This is a genomic window from Pelomonas margarita (genome assembly GCF_043555875.1).
Lineage (GTDB): Bacteria > Pseudomonadota > Gammaproteobacteria > Burkholderiales > Burkholderiaceae_C > Pelomonas > Pelomonas margarita.
The window spans coordinates 335,340-354,612 of record NZ_JBIGHW010000004.1; the positions used below are offsets into that span (position 1 = coordinate 335,340).

The 19,273-nt window shown below is 69.2% G+C and carries 13 protein-coding genes and 1 tRNA gene; 5 read left to right on the forward strand and 9 right to left on the reverse strand.

Annotation, left to right across the window (positions count from 1 at the left end):
* The first annotated feature begins 3 nt into the window (after positions 1 to 3).
* Complete coding sequence (phoB, locus tag ACG0Z3_RS10080) at positions 4 to 705, forward strand: phosphate regulon transcriptional regulator PhoB (protein WP_394397331.1); 702 nt, start codon at positions 4 to 6, stop codon at positions 703 to 705.
* 16 nt (positions 706 to 721) lie between these two features.
* The gene (phoR, locus tag ACG0Z3_RS10085; RefSeq protein ID WP_394397333.1) at positions 722 to 2,089 is read left to right on the forward strand and encodes a phosphate regulon sensor histidine kinase PhoR; all 1,368 of its coding nucleotides are present in this window, start codon (positions 722 to 724) and stop codon (positions 2,087 to 2,089) included.
* Positions 2,090 to 2,105: 16 nt separating this feature from the next.
* On the opposite strand, the gene ACG0Z3_RS10090 is transcribed toward phoR, so the two are convergent.
* The 4 genes from ACG0Z3_RS10090 to trxA all read right to left on the reverse strand — a co-directional run bounded on the left by ACG0Z3_RS10090 (position 2,106) and on the right by trxA (position 6,093).
* Positions 2,106 to 3,746 (reverse strand): hypothetical protein, encoded by a 1,641-nt coding sequence (locus tag ACG0Z3_RS10090; protein WP_394397334.1) that lies wholly within the window; start codon positions 3,744 to 3,746, stop codon positions 2,106 to 2,108.
* Positions 3,747 to 3,879: 133 nt separating this feature from the next.
* Complete coding sequence (locus ACG0Z3_RS10095) at positions 3,880 to 4,131, reverse strand: type B 50S ribosomal protein L31 (RefSeq protein ID WP_394397335.1); 252 nt, start codon at positions 4,129 to 4,131, stop codon at positions 3,880 to 3,882.
* A 128-nt stretch (positions 4,132 to 4,259) separates the two neighbouring features.
* Positions 4,260 to 5,525 (reverse strand): transcription termination factor Rho, encoded by a 1,266-nt coding sequence (rho, locus tag ACG0Z3_RS10100; protein ID WP_394397336.1) that lies wholly within the window; start codon positions 5,523 to 5,525, stop codon positions 4,260 to 4,262.
* Between the two features lie 238 nt (positions 5,526 to 5,763).
* Positions 5,764 to 6,093, reverse strand: a complete 330-nt coding sequence (trxA, locus tag ACG0Z3_RS10105) for a thioredoxin TrxA (protein ID WP_268168106.1) — start codon at positions 6,091 to 6,093, stop codon at positions 5,764 to 5,766.
* Between the two features lie 154 nt (positions 6,094 to 6,247).
* Here trxA and ACG0Z3_RS10110 point away from each other — a divergent pair, with 154 nt between their 5' ends.
* From ACG0Z3_RS10110 to ACG0Z3_RS10120, 3 genes are all read left to right on the forward strand, one after another.
* Positions 6,248 to 8,770: a PD-(D/E)XK nuclease family protein gene (locus tag ACG0Z3_RS10110; RefSeq protein WP_394397339.1), complete on the forward strand. Its 2,523-nt coding sequence runs from the start codon at positions 6,248 to 6,250 to the stop codon at positions 8,768 to 8,770.
* The gene (locus tag ACG0Z3_RS10115) at positions 8,767 to 11,958 is read left to right on the forward strand and encodes a UvrD-helicase domain-containing protein (RefSeq protein ID WP_394397341.1); all 3,192 of its coding nucleotides are present in this window, start codon (positions 8,767 to 8,769) and stop codon (positions 11,956 to 11,958) included. The genes ACG0Z3_RS10110 and ACG0Z3_RS10115 overlap by 4 nt, the downstream gene beginning before the upstream one ends.
* Positions 11,959 to 11,973: 15 nt before the next feature.
* A tRNA-Pro gene (locus ACG0Z3_RS10120) sits at positions 11,974 to 12,050 on the forward strand.
* 463 nt (positions 12,051 to 12,513) lie between these two features.
* Here the strand turns inward: ACG0Z3_RS10120 and ACG0Z3_RS10125 are convergent.
* The 5 genes from ACG0Z3_RS10125 to ACG0Z3_RS10145 all read right to left on the reverse strand — a co-directional run bounded on the left by ACG0Z3_RS10125 (position 12,514) and on the right by ACG0Z3_RS10145 (position 19,217).
* Positions 12,514 to 13,746 (reverse strand): type II toxin-antitoxin system HipA family toxin, encoded by a 1,233-nt coding sequence (locus tag ACG0Z3_RS10125; protein WP_394397343.1) that lies wholly within the window; start codon positions 13,744 to 13,746, stop codon positions 12,514 to 12,516.
* Positions 13,746 to 14,024 (reverse strand): helix-turn-helix domain-containing protein, encoded by a 279-nt coding sequence (locus tag ACG0Z3_RS10130; protein ID WP_394397345.1) that lies wholly within the window; start codon positions 14,022 to 14,024, stop codon positions 13,746 to 13,748. Before ACG0Z3_RS10130 ends, ACG0Z3_RS10125 begins: the two co-directional genes overlap by 1 nt.
* A 362-nt stretch (positions 14,025 to 14,386) precedes the next feature.
* A complete protein-coding gene (locus tag ACG0Z3_RS10135; RefSeq protein ID WP_394397347.1) occupies positions 14,387 to 15,088 on the reverse strand; it encodes an MlaA family lipoprotein in 702 nt (233 codons plus the stop codon).
* A gap of 71 nt (positions 15,089 to 15,159) precedes the next feature.
* A complete protein-coding gene (locus ACG0Z3_RS10140; protein WP_394397349.1) occupies positions 15,160 to 16,134 on the reverse strand; it encodes an aspartyl/asparaginyl beta-hydroxylase domain-containing protein in 975 nt (324 codons plus the stop codon).
* Complete coding sequence (locus ACG0Z3_RS10145; protein WP_394397351.1) at positions 16,131 to 19,217, reverse strand: efflux RND transporter permease subunit; 3,087 nt, start codon at positions 19,215 to 19,217, stop codon at positions 16,131 to 16,133. Before ACG0Z3_RS10145 ends, ACG0Z3_RS10140 begins: the two co-directional genes overlap by 4 nt.
* Positions 19,218 to 19,273 lie beyond the last annotated feature (56 nt).

The window sequence follows — 19,273 nt, forward strand, 5'->3', positions numbered from 1 at the left end:
TCTATGAGCCGAGTTCTCGTCGTTGAAGACGAATCCGCCATCGCCGAACTGATCTCCATCAACCTGCGCCATGCCGGTTTCGAGGTCACCATCGCCGGCAGCGCCACGCAGGCGCAGTACGAGGTGGACCGCGTGCTGCCCGACCTCGTCGTGCTGGACTGGATGCTGCCGGGCCAGAGCGGCGTGGCGCTGGCCCGCCAGTGGCGCGGTGCGGCCCGCACCAAGGAGCTGCCCGTCATCATGCTGACGGCGCGCGCCGAGGAGGGCGACAAGATCGCCGGCCTGGACGCCGGGGCCGACGACTACATCACCAAGCCGTTCTCCACCAACGAACTGCTGGCCCGCATCCGCGCCGTGCTGCGCCGCAAGGCACCCGAGGCGCTGGACAGCGCGGTCGAGGTCGGCCCGTTGCTGCTGGACCCGGGCACGCGCCGGGTCAGCCGCGACGGCACCGAGGTCAAGCTCGGTCCGACCGAATTCCGCCTGCTGCACTTCTTGATGACGCACCCCGAGCGCGTGCACAGCCGCTCGCAGTTGCTGGATCGCGTCTGGGGCGATCACGTCTTTATCGAGGAGCGCACCATCGACGTCCACGTCAAGCGACTGCGCGAAGCGCTGGAGCGCGTGCAGTGCGCCCGCATGATCGAGACGGTGCGCGGCGCCGGCTACCGGCTCACCCAGCAGAGCAGCGCGCTCTCGGCCTGAGCGTCAGCGCCCGCCCATGTCCTGGTTGCTGCCCCGCTTGCTGATGGCCCTGGTGGCCACGCTGCTTGGATTCATCGTCGGTGTGGCGGTGCACAAGATCACCGGCCTGGGGGCGCTGGGCTTGGGCACCGGCATCGTCGTTGCCGTGGTGCTGATGTTGCTGGTGGACGCGGTGCGCGGCCATCGCCTGCTGAACTGGCTGCGTGGTGACCAGTTCGACAACGCGCCGCGCGACACCGGTCTGTGGGGCGAGGTGGGCTACCGCATCGAGCGCGCCGTGCGCGACCGTGATCGTGCGGTCGCCCGCGGGCAGTTGGAGCTGGCGCAGTTCCTGTCCGCCATCGAGGCCTCGCCCAACGGCGTGCTGATGCTGGATGCGCAGGAGCAGATCGTTTGGTGCAACCGCGTCGCGGCCGACCATTTCTCGCTCGACCCCCAGCGCGACCTGCGCCAGCGCATCACCAACCTGGTTCGTGCGCCGGCGTTCGTGGCCTACCTGCAGGCCGGCAACTTTGCCGAGCCGCTCGTGCTGGGCAACGGTCGCGGGCCCGGCAGTCTGTCCATCATCGTGCGCGAGTACGGCGAGGGTCAGCGTCTGGTGCTGTCGCTGGACATCACCGAGCGCTTGCGCTCCGACGCCATGCGGCGCGACTTCGTCGCCAACGTCTCGCACGAGATCCGCACGCCGCTGACTGTGTTGTCCGGCTTCATCGAGACCCTGCATTCGCTGCCGCTCACGGCCGTGGAGCGCGAGCGTGTGCTGGTGCTGATGACGCAGCAGACCCAGCGCATGCAGACCCTGGTGGCCGACCTGCTGACACTGGCCCAGCTGGAAGGCAGCCCGAGGCCCGCGCCGGATCGCTGGGTGGGACTGGATGGCCTGCTCGGGCGCATCGCGGCCGACGCTGATGCGCTGTCGGCCGGGCGCCATCGCCTGAGCCTGCGCCCCGCCACCGGCGCGGAGGTCGCGGGCATCGAGAGTGAGCTGCTGAGCGCCATCGCCAACCTGGTCACCAATGCCGTGCGCTACACCCCCGAGGGCGGCCAGATCGAGCTGCTGTGGCGACAGCTGGAGGATGGCAGCGGCGAGCTCGCCGTCGTCGACACCGGCCCTGGCATCGCACGCGAACACATCCCGCGCCTGACCGAACGCTTCTACCGCGTGGACGGCAGCCGCTCGCGCGAGACCGGCGGGACGGGCCTCGGCCTGTCCATCGTCAAGCACGTCATGCAGCGGCATGGTGGCGAGCTGATGATCCAGAGCGAGGTGGGCAAGGGCTCGCGCTTCCGTCTGGTCTTCCCGGCCGCGCGGGTGCGGCTGGCCAGCGACACCGCACTGGGCGACGAGGCCGCGTTCGGCGTCGCCGCGCTGGCCGGGCGCTGAACGCGCCGGGCCGGCGTCAGTCGCGGGCGATCAGCGTCAGCCCGGCACTGCCGCTGCGGTCCGTCGGCCGCTTCACCTGCGCCACGACATGCCAGCCGGCGGGCGTCGGCAGCCCGGTGCCGATGACGGCATGGCTGCAGGCCGATTCGGCCAACGCCCCGCGCCCCAGCACGCGCCAGCCGCCGTGCCATTCCAGCGCCGCCAGCGTGGGCAGGCTTTGCCCGGGTGCGGCCAAGCATGAGGGCGGCGCCGGCATGTGGGTCTTCAGGCGTGCCACGAGCGGCTCCAGGCTGCGCGCGTAGTCCAGCGGCGGCAACAGCAGGCTCATCACGAGCAGCCAGCCCAGCGCGACCCCGCCGGCTGGCAGCGCCAGGCTCTTCCAGAGCGCGTGCCGGTGGCGGGCCGTGCGCCAGCGCACCAGCGCCAGCCAGGCCACCGTGGCCGCCAGCGCGAACAGCAGCGCCAGCAGGCTGAAGCGCGGCTCGAAGCCCTCGGCCAGCCGGCGCAGATTGGCCAGCGGCCGCGCCGGCCAGCCGGTGTGCATGGACAGGTAGTAGAGCCAGAAGAAAAGCGCCGCGGCGCTGAAGAAGAACACCGAGAACCAGTCGACCGCGGCCGCGAAGCCGCGGCTCAGCGTCGGCAGCGCGAACGCGGCGAGGATGGCCAGCGACGGCAGCGCCAGCAGCAGCGCGCGCTCCGAGCCGTTCATCGCCAGGCAGGCTATCAGCGGCACCAGCAGCGCGATGGCCGGCACCGTGATGTGGCGGCGCATCCCGTGGCGGCGCCAGCGCCACAGCGTCCACAGCGCCAGCGGCCCGGCCGGCCAGCAGAACCAGGCCAGCAGGCTCAGCAGCGAGCCGAGATCCGTGCTGCGTTGCACGCGCCAGGCCCAGCCGTGGAAGGCCCAGGCGGCCAGCACGGCCAGCGTCAGCGCACCCAGCAGCCACACGCGCTGTCCCTTGGCCTCTTCGTAGCTAGAGCGGTGGTTGAGCAGCAGGCCCAGCAGGCCCAGCGTGCAGGCCACCATGGGCGCATCGCTGGCGGCCAGCACCGGTAGGGCCACGAGCACGGCCAGCCTGGCGCGCCGCTGGCGGAATGGCGCGGCGGCCAGCCCGTACAGGTAGACCGATACCGCCAGCAGTTGCAGCAGCTCCGGCGATGTCTCGTGGCCCAGCTGCAGCAGGCCCAGCGATGCCATCAGCGCCAGCAGTGCGCCGTCGGCCAGTGCGCGTGCGTAGTCCACCGCCTGCGCCTCGCCGCCGAAAGCGAACGCTACCGGCTGGGCCGCGTCGGTGCGGGCGAGGTGGAAGCAGGCGTACCAGACCGCGACGAACACGCCCGCCAGCACCAGCGCATAGGGCAGCCTGGCGGCTGTGGGCGCGTCAAGGAAGGGCAAGGCCTTGATGGCCAGCGCGCCCAGCCAGTAGGGCAGCGGGCCGCCTTCGGCCGGGATACCGGCGATGGCCGGCTGCCACCAGGGCGCATGGCCCTGCGCGATGCTGGCCATGAAGCCGAAGGCCGTCAGGTCCGCATTGCGCCACGGCTCGCGGCCGAACAGGCCGGGCAGCAGGTAGGCCGCACACAGCAGGAGCAACGCCAGCCGCGGCAGGCGCTCGACGCCGCGCTCGGCAACGATGGCGGGGGTGGGGAGGTTCACTCGTGCAGCTTCCATCGGGTCGGCCGGCGGCATGATGCCGCAGTTCCGGCAGCGCAGCGTCAGCTGCAAATGACAAAGGGCAGCCAAAGCTGCCCTTGCGTTGCGGAGGCGGTGCAGGCACCGCGTCGGCAGATTACTTCTTGAGGTGCGCGAACTTGTTGCGGAACTTCTCGACGCGGCCGCCCAGGCTGTCCACGCTCTTCTGCGTGCCCGTGTAGAAGGGGTGCGTTTCGCTGGTGGTTTCCAGCTTCACCAGCGGCATGGTCTTGCCGTCGAGTTCGATGGTTTCCTTGCTCTGGACGGTCGAGCGCGTCACGAACTGGAAGCCATTGGACAGGTCGACGAACACGACGTCGCGGTAGTTGGGGTGAATGCCTTCTTTCATGGGAACCTCTTAGGTCTGGTCGGGAGCCACATCAGCTCGTTGCTGTTGCACTTTCCGGGGGTGTCGGGGCGGAAAACCCGCGATTGTAGCGAGCTTCCCTTAGGCTTGGCTAGTTCTCGGGTGGAGGCTTACCCGCCGCGCCGCATCATGTCGAAGAAGTCCAGGTTGTTCTTCGACGCCTTCATCTTGTCGAGGATGAACTCCATCGCCTCGATCTCGTCCATGTTGTAGAGCAGCTTGCGCAGGATCCAGCTCTTTTGCAGGATCTCGGGCTTGAGCAGCAGCTCTTCACGGCGCGTGCCGGACTTGTTGATCAGGATTGACGGGTACACGCGCTTCTCGGCCATGCGACGATCCAGGTGGATTTCGCAGTTGCCGGTGCCCTTGAACTCTTCGTAGATCACCTCGTCCATCTTGGAGCCGGTGTCGATGAGGGCCGTGCCGATGATGGTCAGCGAGCCGCCTTCCTCGATATTGCGCGCCGCGCCGAAGAAGCGCTTGGGGCGCTGCAGCGCGTTGGCGTCCACGCCGCCGGTCAGCACCTTGCCGGAGCTGGGAAGCACGTTGTTGTAGGCGCGGGCCAGGCGGGTGATCGAGTCCAGCAGGATGATCACGTCCTTCCTCAACTCCACCAGGCGCTTGGCGCGCTCGATGACCATCTCGGCGACCTGCACGTGGCGGGCGGCGGGCTCATCGAAGGTGGAGCTGATGACCTCGCCGCGCACGGTGCGCAGCATCTCGGTCACTTCCTCGGGGCGCTCGTCGACGAGCAGCACGATGAGGTGGCAGTCCGGGTGGTTGGCGACGAGGGCATGCGCGATGCTCTTCATCATCTCGGTCTTGCCGGTCTTGGGCTGGGCGACGATCAGTGCGCGCTGGCCTTTGCCGATGGGAGACGTCAGGTCGATGATGCGACCGGTGATGTTCTCCTCGCCCTTGTAGCCTTCACGCTCGAGCTTGAACTGCTCCTTGGGGAACAAGGGCGTCAGGTTCTCGAACATGATCTTGTTCTTGCTCTCCTCGGGCGTCTGGCCGTTCACGCGGTCGACCTTCACGAGCGCGAAATAGCGCTCGCCGTCCTTGGGCACGCGCACCTCGCCTTCCACCAGGTCACCGGTGTGCAGGTTGAAGCGGCGGATCTGGCTGGGCGACAGGTAGATGTCGTCGGTCGATGCCATGTAGCTGGCCTCGATGGAGCGTAGGAAGCCGAAGCCGTCCGGCAGCACCTCGAGGACGCCATCGCCGAAGACCTGCTCGCCGGCCTTGGCGCGCTTCTTCATGATGGCGAACATCAGCTCCTGCTTGCGCAGGCGGGTGACGTTGTCGATCTCCAGCTCCTCGCCCATCTTGATGAGGGCGGAAACGTGGAGCGCTTTCAGTTCGGAAAGATGCATGGGTGAATACCCGTCAGGGGCCGCAGCGCCAGCCCAGGCGCAACGGCGATTCCACGGCTGCCCCAGGAAAGGACCGGAAGAACCAACGCTCAAACAGCGAGCGAAGCGGATTCAGGACGTGGGGGAGGGGTAGCCGAGGCCACGCTGGCTGGACTCCTGTTGAGAGCCCGGGGCGTGTTGGCTTTGGCTGCTGCGGCGGGCGCGGTGAGCGCCAGAAAGCCGCAGCAGTTGGGCGCGATTATAGGTTCGCGTCGATGAAGGCGGTCAACTGGGCCTTGGACAAGGCACCGACCTTGGTGGCGGCGAGCTGGCCGTTCTTGAACAGCATCAGCGTCGGGATGCCGCGGATGCCGAATTTGGCCGGCACTTCGCGGTTCTCGTCCACGTTCATCTTGGCGACCTGCAGCTTGTCGCCGTAGCCGGTGGCCACTTCGTCCAGGATGGGCGCGATCATCTTGCAGGGGCCGCACCATTCGGCCCAGTAGTCCACCAGCACCGGCTTGCCGGACTGGATGACGTCGGCGTCGAACGACGCGTCGGAAACATGCTTGATCAATTCGCTGCTCATGGGAGGGTTCCTTGGCCTCAAAGGGGTGACGGTCGCCGCGTTGCGCCGTCCGAATAGGCAAAAATGATTATGACATCGCCACTTTTGCCCAGGCGGTCACCGGGGTGACCAAAACAGTGGCTGACATAAGGGCGGGAGAGCTCCATTGCAAGCCATGAATCTGGGCCTGGTGCCCGGCGAAGACATTGACGGTTTCTGGCGCCGGGTGGCCGCGGCCTGTGCTGACTGGCTCGGCACGCAAGGCCTGCCGCTGCGTGACGCCGTGCTGCTGCTGCCGTTCGCGCAGCAGATCGCGCCCGCGCGGCGCGCGTTTGCTGTCCGTGGTGGCTGGGCGCCGCTGATCACCACGACCAACAGCTTGGCCTCATCGCTGGGCCCGAGCCGGCTTGCCGCGCCGGGGCAGATCAGCCAGGACGCCGCTATCGACGCCTTCACTGCCGAAGGCCTGCTGGCCGAGCAGAGCTGGGCGCAGGCGCTGCGCGGGCGCGATGAGAAGGCCTACGTGGCGGCCCGGGCGCGGCTTGTGGAGACGGCCCATGCGCTCGCCCGGGGCGCGGCGCAGCGGCCGCCCGAGGCGCGCGCTGGCTTTTTTGACACTGCCCGCGAGCGGCTGCAACTGCAGGCTGGCGGCCCGGGCGACCTGGAGCGGGCGTCGGGCCTGGTAGCCGTGGCGTGGGTGGAGGCCGATGACCGCCGGCCTGCCACCGACGCGCTGTTCAGCCAGCGCCCCGGCGCGTGGCTGGTGCTGCAGGTTGGCGGCCCGGATCCTCTCGCCCAGGCGCTGATGGCTCAGGACCTGCCAGCGCTGTGCCTGCAGGCCGACGTGGAGCTGGACGCGGCGGAGCCCACCGGCGTGGATCTGCGTCTGGCGACCGCCCCCGACTTCGAGACGCTTGCCGAGCAGGCCGCCACGGCCGTGCTGCAGCACCTCAACGCCGGCCGTTCGCCGGTGGCGTTGCTTGCGCAGGACCGCGTCGTCGTGCGCCGCGTGCGCACGCTGCTGATGCGCCAGCGTGTGCCGGTGCAGGACGAGACCGGCTGGACGTTGGCGACGACGCCGGCCGCCGCCGCACTGATGGCGTTGCTGCGCGCCATGCTGGCCCAGCCCACGCTGGACGACTGGCTGGCCTGGCTGAAGTCGCCGCTGGGCGCCGTCTGGGACGCCGCTGCGCTGCGCGAGCTGGAGTCGCTGTGCCGCCGTAAGGGCTGGCGCTCCACCGGCCCGCTGGACGCCTTGGGCCTGCCGCTGTGGCGCGAGGCCCGCGAGGCCGCGGCGCCGCTGGCCGGCGGCGCGCGCAAGCTGGGCGGCTGGCTGGCCGACCTGGGCCGCGTGCTGCGCTCCTTGGGGCCGCTGACGGGCGTTGAAGGCGGCGAGGAACTGCTGAACGCGCTGTGGATCAGCCGCAACCCCTGGGAGGGCAGCGCGCACGAGCAGGTCATCGGCGCGACGAAGCTGCGGCCCGACGAGTTCCTCGGCTGGGTGGACGCGACGCTGGAGAGCGCGCAGTTCAGCCCGCCCGAGGATGCGCAGGCGGCGGTCGTCATCACGCCGATGGCGCGTGCGCTGCTGCGGCCCTTCGGCGCCGCCGTGCTGCCTGGCGTGGACGCGGCGACGCTGGCTGCCTCGCCACCGCGCAACGGCGTGCTGTCGGATGCCGACGCGCAGACGCTTGGCCTGTCTCATATGGCCGCGCAGCGCGAGGCGCAAGCCTGGGCGTTCGCGCAGCTGCTGCGGCTGCCGGCCGTCACGTTGCTGCGTTGCAGCCATGCCGGTGCCGAGCCGCTGCCGCCCAGCCCGCTGCTGGAGCGACTGGAGGCGGCCTGGGGGCACGCGCTGCCGGTCTGGCAGGACGAGCGCATGGCGGCCGCGCTGACCCACACGCCGGCGGCGTGCCGCGCTGCTGTTGCGGCCTGCCTGCCGGCCGCGTTGAGCGCCAGCAGCATCGAGGCGCTGCGCAACTGCCCGTACCAGTTCTTCAGCCGCAGCTTGCTGGGCCTGCGCGAGCCCGACGAGCTGGAGGTGGAGCTGGACAAGCGCGACTACGGCACCTGGCTGCACGATGTGCTGAAGCGCTTCCACGACCGGCGCAGTGGCGACGACCTGGCTGATTTACGCGTCGCGGCCGACATCGAGGGCGAGCGCCTGGACGCGGCCGACTTCCTGCCCTACCGCACCGCCTTCGAGCGCCTGTTGCCGCGCTACGTCAGCTGGCTGGCGCAAACCGAGGCCCAGGGCCAGCACTTCGAGGCCGGCGAGGTGGACAAGCGCTGCCAGCCCTTCGACGGCGCGCTGGCCGGGCTGACGCTGCAGGGGCGCCTGGACCGCATCGACACGACGCCACAGGGCACGCTGCTGCTGGACTACAAGACCGGCAAGGCCGCCGAGCTGCGGGACAAGTTGAAGGCACCGCTGGAAGACACGCAGTTGGCCGTCTACGCGCTGCTGATGGGTGCCGACCCGGCGTTGCAGGCCGCCTACCTGGCGCTGGACGAGCCCGACACGCTGAAGCTGGTACCGCACGAGGCGGTCAGCGACACGGCGCTGGTGCTGCGCGACGGCCTCCAGGCCGACCTGTCCGCGGTGCTGGGCGGCGCAGCGCTTCCGGCGCTGGGCGAAGGCCGCGTCTGCGACTACTGCGAAGCCCGCGGCCTGTGCCGCAAGGATGACTGGGCATGACGAGCACTTTCGCTTACTACGCCGACGGCCGGCTGATCCCCCGCGAACGTTTTTACGCGATTGCTTGCGACCCGGCGCGCAGCAGCATCGTCGAAGCCTGCGCCGGCGCCGGCAAGACGTGGATGCTGGTGTCGCGCATCCTGCGTGCGCTGCTGGCCGGCGCCGAGCCGCAGCAGATTGTCGCCATCACGTTCACCCGCAAAGCCGCCGGCGAGATGCGCGAGCGGCTGTCGGAATGGCTGGCCGGCTTTGCCGCCGCCGACGAGGCCACGCAGCGCCAGGCGCTGGTGGACCGCGGCCTGGACGCCACCGAGGCCGAGCGACTGCGGCCGCGGCTAGGTACGCTGCACGGCGAGCTGCTGCGTGGCGGGCGGGGCGTCGAGGTGCGCACCTTCCACGGCTGGTTCTCGCAGCTGCTGCGCGCGGCGCCGATGAGCCTGCTGGCCGAGCTGGGCATCTCGCCGGAGCTGCAGCTCATCGAGGACGAGGCCGAGCTGATGCCGTCGCTGTGGCGACGCTTTCACGGACTGGTGCTGGGCGAGGCTGAGCTGCTGGCCGATTTTCAGGCGCTGGCGTTGGCACGCGGCCGACACAACCTGCGCGAGTGGTTGCTGGCGGCGTTCTCCAAGCGGGTGGAGCTGGGCCTCGCCGACGTGACGGGTGTGCTGCAGGCCAGCCTGCTGCCCCCCAAGCAGGATCCGGCCGAGCGCTTCGAGCTGCTGGCGCCGGCGCTGGTGGCGGTGGCCAGCGAGTTGGGGCAGGGCGGCGCCAAGGCGCAGACGGCCGCGGCAGCACTGGTGGACGCCGGCAGCTTCGACGAGGTCTGGGCCGCGCTGTTCACCGCCGCCGGCACGCCGCGCAAGCTGGACAAGGCCAGCGACGCGCTGCCGTCGCTGCGCGCCGCGCTCGTCGAGCTCGAAGGCCTGCGCGCCGACTTCGACCAGCTGGCCGCCGCCGAGCAGCATGCCCGCATGGGCCGGCTGGCCCGTGTGCTGGTAGCCGAGTTCGACGCGCTCAAGCGTGGCCGCGGCCTCGTCGACATGAACGACCTGGAGCGCGGCGCGCTGGCGCTGCTGGCGCGGCCCGAGCTGGCCGGCTGGGTGCAGCAGCGGCTGGATGCGCAGGTGCGCCACCTGCTCATCGACGAATTCCAGGACACCAGCCCGCTGCAATGGCAGGCGTTGCACGGCTGGCTACAGGCCTATGCCGGCGCGGGCGGCGGTGCGCAGATCAGCGTCTTCATCGTTGGCGACCCCAAGCAGAGCATCTACCGCTTCCGTCGTGCCGAGCCGCGCGTGTTCATCGCCGCGCGCGAGTTCGTGCTGGGCGGCTTGGGCGGTGTCAGCCTGGCCTGCGACCACACGCGGCGCAATGCGCCCGAGGTGCTGGCCGCGGTGAATGGCGCGCTGGACGGCGTTCTGGAAGGTTTTCGCCCGCACACCACCGAGGGCACGCCTGGCAGCGATGCGCTGGCTGGCCTGTGGCTGCTGGACGGCCCGCCCGGCGAGAAGGCCGAGCGCGCGACGGACCCGCTGGCCTGGCGCCCCAGCCTGACCGAGCCGCGCCACGAGCCCGAGTTCGAACGCCGTGCCGCCGAGGCGCAGCGCGTGGCCGCATGCATCGCCGGCTTGCTGGCAGCGCGGCCCGACCTGGGCCCGGAGGACATCTTCGTGCTGGCGCGCAAGCGCGAGCCGCTGCGTCAGCTCAGCGCCGCGCTGACGACGGCCGGCATTCCGCATGCTGCGCCGGAGGAAACGCCGCTGGCCGATGCGCCCGCCGTGCGCGACCTGCTTGCCCTGCTGGACGCGCTGGCGTCGCCGGGCCACGACCATTCGCTGGCCCAGGCGTTGGCCAGCCCGCTCTTCGGTATCGTCGACGACGAGCTGCTGCGCATCGCCCGCGCGGCGGGCCGCGTGGCTTACCTCGACACGCCGGCGGCTGAATCACCGCAGCCGTGGTGGGCGGCCGTGCAGACGCTGGCCGATCCCAGCCCGGCACTGGCCCGCGCCCGCGGCCTGCTGGCCGGCTGGCGTGAGGCCGCTGCGCTGAGCACGCCGCACGAGCTGCTGGACCGCATCGTTCACGAGGGCGAGCTGCTGCCGCGCGTGCTGGCCGCCAGCCCGCCCACCGAGGCGGCGGCCCGCGTGCAGAGCGTGCAGGCGCTGCTGCGCGCCGCGCTGGACCTGGACGGTGGCCGCTACGCGCAGCTCTACGGCTTCGTGCGCGCGCTGCGCAGCCGGCCGCTGACTTGGGGCCATACGGCGGGTGGGGCGGGCGTGCAACTGCTGACCATCCACGGCGCCAAGGGGCTGGAGGCCGAGGTCGTCATCCTGCTGGACACCGACGCTGCACCGCCGAAGGCCGAGACCTATGGCCTGCTGCTGGACTGGCCGGTTGACCAGCCGGCGCCGCGGCAGGCGGCCTTCTTCGGTTCGGAGGCCAAGCCGCCGCCGTCACTGGCTGGCCTTGTTTCGCAGGAGCAGGCCGCCCGCGAGCGCGAGGAGTTCAACGCGCTGTACGTGGCGCTGACGCGCGCGCGCCGTACGCTGATCGTCAGCCGCACGCCGGCCAAGCGGCCGCAGGCGAGCTGGTGGGCGCGCCTGGCGCCGCTGGGCCAGCCCTGGCCGCTGCCGCTTCAGGAGGTCGCGGCGGGCGAGGCGCCGGCGCCGCGCTGGTGGCCGCTGCCGGCCTGGCGGGGCCAGCGCGTGGCGCTGCAGGAGCGCGCGGCCGACAACGCCCGCGCTGCCCAGGTGGGCGAGGCACTGCACCGCGCGCTGGAGTGGGTCAGTCAGCCGGGGCAGACGCAGACGCTGGCCGTGCTGCTGGCCGGCAGCAGCCAGGCCTTTGGGCTGGACGCCGCCGGGCGCAAGCAGCTGGAGGCCGCGGTGCGCGCCATCCTGGCCAGCGCCGCGGCCCGGCCGTTCTTCGACCCGGCCGAGCTGCTGTGGGCCGGCAACGAGGTGGCGGTCACGCTGCCCAGTGGAGAAGGGCGCATCGACCGCCTCGTGCAGCGGCGCGATGGCTGCTGGTGGGTGCTGGACTACAAGCTCGGCCTGATGCCCGAAGCCCAGCAGGCCTATCACGAGCAGCTGCGCGGCTACGTTGCGGCGGTGCAAATGCTGCAGCCGGGCGAGCCCGTGAAGGCCGCGTTGATCAGCGGCGAGGGCAGGGTGATTTCTGTCGGCTAGAATAGTCGGCTTGATCGGGGCGTAGCGCAGCCTGGTAGCGCATCTGCTTTGGGAGCAGAGGGTCGCGAGTTCGAATCCCGCCGCCCCGACCAAATTTTTCCTTAGAAATTAACGGGTTACAGCTGAACGGTTGTAGCCCGTTTTTCTTTCCGGGTCCGTTCTTTGGTTGTTGGGGACAACCATAGGGACAACCGTAAGTACGCCCGATCTCAACGCATTGGGCGAAGGACTGCCGGTCTTTCGATGCCCGCTGACGGCTGTTGTGGGGCAGAGCCGACAAAGTAGAGTAGGTGATCGGATGAATGCACCCACCCAAGCAACCGCATCGACCAGTTGCTGCCGTGGGCGGTTGTGGCGAAGTGGGCCGGCGAAGCCGGCGCGGGTGACATGTCGTTGGCGGCCTGAACGCAGTCCCGGCGCCCCCCGGCAGAATGCGTTCATGCGCATCAAACTGATCGAATAGCTGCCATGGCGACCAGTGTCGAGCTGTACCAGCTCAGCTGGCCATCAGTGGGGGAGTTTGGGTGGCCGCCGGGGGGCGAGCCGACGCAATCGCTACGACGCGTACTTCATGCCCACCTCCCAAACGGGCCCCATCAAGCCTAGCAGCGAAGCCGGTACGCGCGCGTCCCCGTTGGCCTCGGCCAGCGTTTCATGCATCGCCTCGGCGATGCGCTCCAGCGTCACGCGCGGCCTTACCACGCCGCAGACCTCAGTGCCGAACTGGAGCAGCTCCTCGGTCGTCGGGTACGCCTTGCTGTGGTGCTTGCCCGCAAAGAGCTTGAGCGCCATCGTGCGGTCGGTTTGCTCCTCATCGCCGACGAAGCGGGTGTAGGTGTAGACCGCGGTCGTCACGACATCGAACAGCGGCGACAGCCTTGGGAAACCATCCGGATGCACCAGCACGCCGAAATTCTTGAGGTGGGCGTCTCCGTTTCGGATCATCACGCTGAGCGCCACCTGCTCGAAGAACCGCTGCAGGTCCTCGCCCGGCAGTTGCAGGTACCGCAACAACTCGGCGATGCGCTGATAGCTCCCGCGGTACTTGCGCTCAGACAGCACATCCCGAACGCGCAGGTTCATCAGCGAGGCGATGTCTTCGAAGCCCAAGCGCTCGATCTGCCCATCAGGGCGGGGGCTCAGGTCAAAGCGATCGACGACCAGCATCTGGCCGTCATGGGACAACTCGAAGCCGGGCGTCAGGATCTGCGCCTTCTTTGCCGCCGACAGGCACAGAAACTCGTTGGCCGCGAGACCTGCGTAGGCTACCGATGCGACCTTCACGATCACCGAGGGGATGGGTCCGGTCGCGCGATCGGCCACCATGATTTTGGGCTGCATGCCAGCGATGCCGACGCCTGAACTCAGATAGGTCCGCACCAGATCTTCATACAGCTCCGGTGTAAACGGCAACGCCAACAACGCCTCCCGCTCGATGTGGGTCGGCGCGGAGGCCGGCTCCGCACCCGGCAGCCGATAGCCGAGGTTGCCGATGCCGTTCTGACCAACCATCGCGAGCAGGTGCATCGGCTGCAGCCGATGCTTCGGGAACATCATGCTCAACCGCAGCAGCAACTCGCCCTCAGGCAAGGTCTGATCCATCACCGCGAACAGTGCACCGTCCTGCCAGGTCGGCTGTTCGCGCGCCGGCATGAGTAGTGCGACGCTTGGCTGATCAGGGTCCGGCGTGCCGTACCGGAACTCGTAGTTCGAGGTCTTGAGCAATTGCCCGCTTGCGCGTCCGTTGATGGACACGTCGAGCGAGCGGATCTTGTCGGGTAGCGCCATCACTCGTCTTCATCGTCCAGGCCGAATCGCGCCTGAACCTGGCTCAGCGTCGGACGCCCTGCTGGCTCGAGCCGCAATGTCAGCTTGAGCACCGACAGCACCGCAAACAGCGACGTCAGGGAGGTGTCCTTGCCCGCTTCCAACCGGTAGATCACGTCTCGAACGCGGCCTGACTGGTCCGCCAGTTCCGTGATGCTCATACCTACGGCCACCCGTGCGGCTCGGATCGCCTCCCCGAGTTCTGTCATCAAACGAATATCGTCGTTCATGAACGACATGATGCCAGTCAGAAGCTAGCCAGCACCGGAGTCGTCGTCCATAAACGACATCTTTGCGATCGGTATGGCGACGACCTGCTGACGACATCTCAATGCGCATGTTCAATCGCCTTTTGGAGCGGTATGTAATCAGCGTAGCCCTAGCCTTGGAGTGTCATAAGAATATCGATGCGCGGCCGCAGCACATGCATGGGCCCAATCGAAGGTTCAGCTCATGGCTCTGCACGTGCCGCAAGGACGTGACTGACGTCGACACGTGGCGCTGAGCGCGCTGGGCTCCCCCTCGGGACGCAATCTTTGGGAGGGTCCGGCAACGCGCGGACTGCAAGTTTTTTGCCGTCGATGGGCTTCTCTACAGTCCGTCAAGGCTTGATAGCTGGCTCGTCTTCCTTGCCCTCGCGTTGCGCGCGACGCTGGATGTAGGCATCGCGCACGAACAGGTACTTGTCCAGCGCCACCTCGTCGATCATCTTCGTGACGTCCAGCATCTGTGTACGCTTGTCGACGAGGTTGAGCGCAGTCAGCGTGTTCCGAACGCCCGCGTCGTTGACCTGCGATGTCACGCTGGCCAGGCTGTTGACGGGGATGGCCGCTACGCCCCGCACGTCCGACGGCCCAAACAGCGGCATTACCAGGTAGGCGCCGCTGCCCACGCCCCACGCGCCCAGCGTTGCGCTGAAGCTCTCGCCATGACGAGGCAGGCCCCAGCCGCTGGCCACGTCGATGACGCCGAGCAGACCGACCGTCGTGTTGGCACCGAACCGCGCGAAGTCAGACAGGCCGTCCTTCACCCGCCCCTGCAGCACGAGATTGATGCCCGACCAAGGGTCGCCCAGGTTGTTGAAGAAGTTGGACACGCCCGTGCGCACAGGCGCCGGCACGACGGCCTTGTAGGCCGTAGCGGCCGGCTTCAGCGCCACCTTGTCCAGACCTTCGTTGAACGCGAAGGTCTTGCGGTTGATGCCCTCCAGTGGATCGGGGTTCTGCGGCGTGGCGCACCCGGCCAGAAGGGCGCTGCCGGTGAGCAGCAGCGGGAAAAGAAGGCGAGAGGCGGTGGATGACATGAGGAACTCCAGCAACGAGGGACGGGGCATCGTGGCCGTGGTCGACTTGCCAGCGACTTACCGGCGCGCACTCAGGCCAGCGCGAACTCGACAGCGCGCAGCAGGCCGAACAACAAGGCCAGCAACGCGCCAAGCAGCGTCGAGTTCAGCAGCAGCTTCAGCGCCTGGTAGGTGCGACGGCGCGTCTCGCGCAGCCGCAGTGACTTCTCGCGCAGTGGGGCCAAGCGCAGGAACAGTGCGCTGAACAGGCCGCGCGAGTCGTCGTCGGTGTTGGGCACCAGCGTGGCCTTCGCCAGCACGGCGTAGGCGTTTCTCAACAGGCCGCCGACGACGCCCATCGGCCGATCCACGTCACACATCAGGATCAGCCGCGGCTGCAGGCTGCCGTTGTGCGCGCGGTGCGGGTAGGTCTCGTCGAAGACGAAGTCCTCGCCGTCGCGCCACGCGCAGCGTTCGCCGTCGACGTTGATGTGACACAGACCCGAATTGGGTGTCTGCAGCCCCAGGTGGTAGCGCAGGCAGCAGGCCATCGGGTCGGAATGCAGCGACAGCTCGGCGCCTGGCGGCAGGATGGAGAACATCGCGCTGCGGATGCCCGGCACCTGCTTCAGCAACGCCACCGTTCTCGGGCAGAGCCGCTGCGCGGACGGGTGGTCGGTGCCGTACCAGGTCAGGTAGAACTTGCTCCAGCCGCGCTTGAAAAAGGTGCGAAAGCCCACGTCGTAGTAGCCCGCCGAGCCCGGCGCCTTGGCCGCCTCGAAGGCGCCGCTGGCGTGCAAGGCCAGCGCCTCATCGCGTATGACCTGCCAATGGGCACGCAGCACGTCGATGTTCTGTAGGTAGCCTGCGTCCAGCACCGGCCGACGCGCCCAGGGCTTGGTCGCCATGTACATCAGGCAATTCAGCGGCGCGAACACCGGCCGGCTCTTGCGCAAGTACTGCGTGAAGCTGGCATAGCGAAGCCGCCCGCGCCAACGGTAGACATAGGCGATGCAGCCGGCCGCATAGACCACGAGCCCCGCGAGAGCAAGGAGGCTCAGGCTCATGGCGCGGCCTCCTGCAACAGGGGCGTTGCACGACGCCGGCGCCGAGCCCAGGCTACGGCGTCGTCCACCAGGCTGTAGACAACCGGCACCACCAGCAGGCTCAGCACGGTCGACGTGACCAGCCCGCCAATGACGACGATGGCCATCGGCACACGGAAGCTCGGGTCGCCCACCCAGCCCATGGCCACTGGCAGCATGCCGGCGCCCATGGCCAGCGTCGTCATGACGATGGGCCGCGCGCGCTTGCGGCAGGCGTCGGTAATGGCCTCGCGGCGTGGCAGGCCGTGGTCGCGGCGGGCGATGATGATGTAGTCGACCAGCAGGATGGCATTCTTCGTCGCCACGCCCATCAGCATGATCAGTCCAATCATGGACGGCATGGACAGCGCCGCGCCGGCCAGGAACAGTGCCAGCATCGCGCCGGGCACCGACAGCGCCAACGCGATCAGGATGGTCAGCGGCTGCACAAAATCCTTCATCAGCAGCGCCAGCACCATGTAGATGCACAGCACGCCGATTCCCATCGCCATGCCGAAGCCGCGGGCCAGTTCACCCATGTCGTCGGCATCGCCCTCGCTGCCGCGTACGACGCCACGCGGCAGCTGCTGCAGGCTGGGCAGCCGCGCGATGGCGGCCTCGATCTCGCTGAGCGGGCGGCCGTTGGCCTCGATGTCCAGGCGCACGGTGCGCCTCCGGTCTTGGCGGTCGATCTGCGCCGGCCCGCTGTCCATCTCCAGCGAGGCCACGTTCTCCAGCGCCACAGGCCCGCGCGCGCCGGGCACGGGCAGGCGGCGCACCAGGTCGAGGTCGTCGCGCGCGGCCGTGGCCAGCGCGACGATGACGGGTAGTTGCCGCTGGTCCAGGTTCAGCTTGGGCGTGGCCTCGGCGTAGTCGCCCACGGTGGCCACGCGCAGCGTATCGGCGATGGCCTCGGCGGTGATGCCCAGGTCGGCTGCGCGGGCGAAGTCAGGCCGCAGCCGCAGCTCGGGGCGCAGCAGGCTGGCCGACGACGTGACCGCACCGACGCCGGGTACGCCGCGCAGCTCTCGCTCCACGCGTTGCGCATGCTGGGCCAGCAGCCGGCTGTCGTCGCCGGCCAGCACCAGTGTGTAGCTGGCACCGAAACCGTCCTTGCCCACCTTCACGCGCACTCCCGGCAGCAGTGCCAGCGCCTCGTGCAGCTGCTGCTCGATGCCCTGCTGCCGCAGGCCGCGCGGGCGGTCGGCGCGCGGCGTGAGGGTGAGCGTCAGCACGGCGGTGCGCACGTCGGCGACGGCGGGCGCGTCGCCCTCGTCGCCCCCGCTGCCGCTACCGATGGCGGTGAAGACCGACATCACGTGCGGATGGCGCGCAACGATCAGGCGTGCCTGTTCGGCTATTGCGACCGTGGCGGCCAGCGCGCTTCCGGGTGGCAGCGAGAGAGACACCTGCGTCTGTGTATCGTCGTCCGCCGGGATGAAGGTGCTGGGCAGCAGCACCGCCAGGCCCAGGCCGCCGACGAAGAAGGCCGTGGCCGCGGCCACCGTCAACCCGCGGTGGCGCAGGCACCAGCGGGCCCAGCCTTCGTAGCGCTGCACCCAGGCGGGTTCGGTGGTGGCGTGCGCGGGCGCGCGCAGCAGGTGGGCGGCCATCATCGGCGTCAGCAGCCGGGCGACCAGCAGCGAGAACAGCACCGCGCCGGCCGCCGTCCAGCCGAACTGCACGAAGAAGCGGCCGACCGTGCCGCTCATGAAGGCCGTCGGCAGGAACACGGCCACCAGCGTGAAGGTGGTGGCGATGACGGCCAGCCCGATCTCGGCGGCCGCGTCGCGCGCGGCGTCAACGGGGCTCTTGCCCATCAGCAGGTGGCGCTGGATGTTCTCGATCTCGACGATGGCATCGTCCACCAGCACACCCACCACCAGCGACAGCGACAGCAGCGTGATGATGTTCAGCGTGAAGCCCATGCCGTGCATCAGCGCGAAGGCCGGGATGACCGACAGCGGCAGCGCCACCGCCGCGACGAAGGTGGCGCGCCAGTTGCGCAGGAACAGGAACACCACCCCCACCGCCAGCGCCGCGCCCTCCACGAGCAGCCGCATCGAGCCCTCGTAGTTCTCCACGACCGGGTCGATGCCGCTGACGGCTTCCGCCAGACGCACATCGGCGTGCTGCGCCTGCAGCGCCTCCACCGCGCGGCGCACGCCTTCGGCCACCTCGATCTCGCCATGGCCGCGTGCGCGCAGCACCTCGAAGCCCACCACGGGCCGACCTTCGTGGAAGGCGGCGGCACGCGGTTCGGCGACCGTGTCGGTCACGGTGGCCACCTGGTCGAGCCGAATGCGGCGGCCGTCGCCCAGCGCCAGCTCAACAGCGCCCAACTCCTGCGCCGTCTGCACCGTGGCCAGGAGGCGCACCGACTGCTCGGTGCCGCCCGCATCAACGCGCCCGCCCGAGGCCTCCTGCTGCACGCGGCGCAGCTGGCGAGAGATGTCGGCCGCCGTCACCTGCAGCGCGAGCAGGCGGTTGGCGTCCAGAGCCACGCGCACCTCGCGGCTCACGCCGCCGACGCGCTTGACCGCGCCGACACCGGGTACCGCCAGCAATGCCTTGCTGACCTTGCTGTCGACGAACCAGGACAGCGCCTCATCGTCCTGCCGGCTGGAGGCGGCGGTGAAGGTCAACACCGGCGAGCTGGCGAACTCAACCTTGCGGATGACCGGGTCGCGCAGCTCGGCCGGCAGGTCGCCGCGCACGCGCGAGACGGCGTCGCGCACGTCGTCCATCGCGTCCTGCACCGGCTTTTCCAGGCGGAATTCGATGCTGATCTCGGCCATGCCGTCGGTCAGCGTGCTGTCGATGTGGCGCACGCCCTGCAGCGTGGCGAAGGCGTTCTCCAACTTGCGCGCGACCTCAGTCTCCATCTGCGATGGCGAAGCACCGGGCAGCACCGCGCTGACCGTCACGACGGGCAGATCGACGTCGGGAAAGTTCTGCACCTTCATCGCCGCGAAGGCCATCAGGCCCACCACAGTCAGCAGGATGAAGAGCAGCACGACGGGCGACGGATTGCGAATCGCCCAGGATGAAAAGTTGAAACTCATGGGTGCACCCTTCGCGCCATGCGCTGTCCCGTCAAGCGGGAGCTGAACCCCTTCGG